This is a genomic window from Micrococcus sp. HG099 (assembly GCF_024723355.1).
Classification (GTDB): domain Bacteria; phylum Actinomycetota; class Actinomycetes; order Actinomycetales; family Micrococcaceae; genus Micrococcus; species Micrococcus endophyticus.
This window is the reverse complement of record NZ_JANQCJ010000183.1, coordinates 1-3,140: the sequence shown is the minus strand read 5'-3', so window position 1 is coordinate 3,140 and position 3,140 is coordinate 1. Positions and strand designations below refer to the sequence as shown.

At 75.9% G+C, this 3,140-nt stretch carries 3 protein-coding genes; 2 read left to right on the top strand and 1 reads right to left on the bottom strand.

The window, feature by feature from the left end; genetic code table 11:
• Positions 1-279: 279 nt before the first annotated feature.
• Entirely contained in the window at positions 280-1,596 is a 1,317-nt protein-coding gene (locus NWP10_RS11200; protein WP_258300961.1) for a S1C family serine protease, read from the top strand.
• Positions 1,593-2,369 carry a PIG-L deacetylase family protein gene (locus tag NWP10_RS11195; protein WP_258300960.1) on the top strand — a complete coding sequence of 259 codons (777 nt, stop codon included), beginning with the start codon at positions 1,593-1,595 and terminating at the stop codon, positions 2,367-2,369. The genes NWP10_RS11200 and NWP10_RS11195 overlap by 4 nt, the downstream gene beginning before the upstream one ends.
• Before the next feature lie 78 nt (positions 2,370-2,447).
• On the opposite strand, the gene NWP10_RS11190 is transcribed toward NWP10_RS11195, so the two are convergent.
• Positions 2,448-3,140 (bottom strand): anti-sigma factor (locus NWP10_RS11190; RefSeq protein WP_258300959.1); only part of this gene is annotated, 693 nt, incomplete at its 5' end.

Here is a 3,140-nt window from a genome sequence, read left to right as displayed (position 1 = left end):
TCCTTCGACGGCGGAGGCGGGCCGCCCTCTCGAGGCGGTCCGCCGGATCCTGCGCTCGAGTGTAGGGCGGTCGCCGAGCCGGAGAGAAGGGATCCGGGCCGCCGTCCTGGCGAGAGGGCGCGCGGCCCGGGCCCCGCCCCGGCGCGGGGAGCGTTCCCGGCGGACGTTCAGAGGACGCCCAGGATCACGGGCCACCATGGTCCCGCCCCGGGACGCGCGTCCGCCGCCCGTGACGTCCGCGTCGACCGCCCGGGGCATCCGATGCGAAGCGAGGACACCGTGGCCCACACCCCAGCGGACGAGACCCCGACGGATCAGACCCCGGCACCCGCCCGGCCCGCCGCGGAGGCGCGGCACCCCGGTCGACGCGCCCCGCGCGCCCGAGCCGGACTCGGCCTGCTCGCCGCCGCCGTGCTCGTGACCGGACTGACCGGCTGCGGCGTCGCGGCAGAGCCGGGGGCCGACGCCTCCGGCTCCGCGCCGGACTCCTCCACGTCCTCGGGCCCGGCCTCCGCCGACCCAGGCCAGGACGTGGCGGACACCGCCGTCGGCACGGCCGCCAAGACCGCGCTGCCCTCCGTGGTGACCATCTCCGCGACCTCCGGGCAGGGGTCCGGCTCGGGCTCCGGCTCGATCCTGGACGAGGAGGGGCACATCCTCACCAACACGCACGTGGTCACCCTGGGCGGCCAGGCCTCGGACGCGGAGCTGACCGTGCGCACCGCGGACGGCAAGGTGTACGCCGCCACCGTCGTCGGCACCGACCCGCTCTCGGACCTGGCCGTCATCAAGATCGACGCCCCGGACCTCACCCCCATCCAGATGGGGCGCTCGGCGGACCTGAAGGTCGGCGACGACGCGATCGCCATCGGCGCCCCGCTCGGCCTGCCGAACACCGTCACCGACGGCATCATCTCCACCCTGGACCGCACCATCGCCGTCGCCTCTTCCGAGGCGCCCCGGCAGCAGGAGTCCGGGCAGGGCCAGGTCCCCGGCCAGGGCTCGTCCTCCGGACCGGAGCGCTTCCGGTTCGAGCTGCCCGGCGCCCAGCAGGGCCCCCAGGGCGAGGTCTACATCAACGTGCTGCAGACCGACGCGGCCATCAACCCCGGCAACTCCGGCGGCCCCCTCGTGGACGGGCAGGGCCGGCTCGTGGGCGTGAACGTCGCCATCGCCTCGGCCGGGCAGGGCCAGGGCGAGGCCGGCAACATCGGCGTGGGCTTCGCCATCCCCGTGGACTACGCCCAGCGCGTGGCCCAGGACCTGATCGAGCACGGGGAGGCCACCCACGCGGTCCTCGGCGTCAGCGTCACCCCCGAGCCGGCCGAGGTGCAGGGCGGGGACGCGCAGGCCCGGACCGTGTTCAGCGACGGCGCCCGCGTCCACGAGGTCGTCGCCGACTCGCCGGCCGCGCAGGCCGGGCTGCGGGAGGGCGACGTGATCACCGCGGTGGGCGAGCGCGCCGTCATCGACTCCGAGTCCCTCACGGCCGTGGTCCGCGAGCACCGCGTGGGAGACTCGGCCGAGATCACCTATCTCCGCGACGGCGCGGAGCAGAAGGCCCAGGTCGAGTTCCAGGAGGACACCAGCCAGTGACGACCCCGATCACTTCCGCCGCGCTCGCGGCCGAGCACGGCTGGCGCACCGTCCTGGCCGTCGGCGCCCACCCCGACGACCTGGACTTCGGCGCCGCCGCCACCCTGGCCGGCCTCAGCGCGGCGGGGCTGCGCGTCGAGCTCTGCGTCGTCACCGACGGCGACGCCGGCGGCTTCGACTCCGAGGGCCCCGAGGCGATGACCGCCCGCCGCCACGCGGAGCAGCGGGCCGCGGCCGCCGTCGTCGGCGCCCACGAGGTCCACTTCCTCGGCGAGCGCGACGGCCACCTCGAGCCGGACCACGGCGTGCGCCGCAAGCTCGTGGCCCTCATGCGCCGGGTGCGCCCGGACGTGGTGCTCAGCACCCACCCCGAGCGCGACTGGGAGCTCATGCAGGCCGCCCACCCGGACCACCTGGCGTGCGGGGAGGCCGTGGTGCGCGCCGCGTACCCGGCCGTGGAGAACCCCTACGCCTACCCCGAGCTCGCCGCCGAGGGCCTCGAGGCCTTCAAGATCCGCCACCTGCTGCTCTACAGCGCACCCGCGGGGCGGCGGAACACGGTCGTGGACGTCACCGGCCTGGAGGACGTGAAGCTGCGGGCCCTGGACGCCCACATCTCCCAGCACCCGGACGTGGCCGCCATGCGCCGGCACGTGCTCGCGCAGATGACGGAGCACCACCGGCACGCCGCCGGCCCCGCCGCCGCGCCGGGCCTCGCCGAGGCGTTCCACCTGGTCACCGTCAACGGGCCGGGCACCATCTCCGGGTTCTGAGCCCGGGGCCTGAGCCGCCGCGGGACGGCGAAGGGGCCGGCGACGTCATCCGTCGCCGGCCCCTTCGCCGTGTGAGCCTCAGTTGGTGCTGGGCCGCCCGCCGTAGCGGGGGCCGGTGTGCGCGGTCGGGTCCAGGTCCACGCCCACGAGCGTGTCCGTGGTCGGCACCTCGGAGCCCGAGCTCGGCTCCACGGTGATCCCGACGGCGGCGAACCGGTCCAGGCCGCGGAAGGTGACGGGCTCGCCGAAGCCGTTGGCGTCGAAGGTGCCCAGCGAGGCGGGGGCGGTGCCGTCGTCGGGGTAGAGCCACACCTGGTAGGCCTGGCCGTCCGGCAGCTGCGGCATGCCGCTGACCGTCACGTAGCCGCTGTTCTGGTCGCGGGAAAGGAAGGCCTGCGCGGTGCCGCCGTCGCGGGCCGGGTTCTCCGAGGTGGTGAACAGGTCCTCGGACTGATCCACGCGGTGCACGATGCCCGGGCGGGTGAACTGGCTCCAGACCGTCCACGCGCCGACGCCGAGCACCAGCGCGGCCAGCAGGACCATGACGGTGATCTTGAGCCAGCGCAGCCGGTCCTTCGGCGGGCGGGCGGGCGCGGCCTCCTCGCCGATCAGGTCCATGCCCACGTCCTGGGCGGGCAGGCGGCGCAGGACGTCGTCCAGCACGGCCGAGGGGGGCTCGGCGGTCACGGAGCGGAAGGCCCAGGCCACTGCCTGGCGCGCGCCGTCCACCCGGGAGCGCCAGCGCGGCAGGTCCCCGCCGCGGCGCTGCAC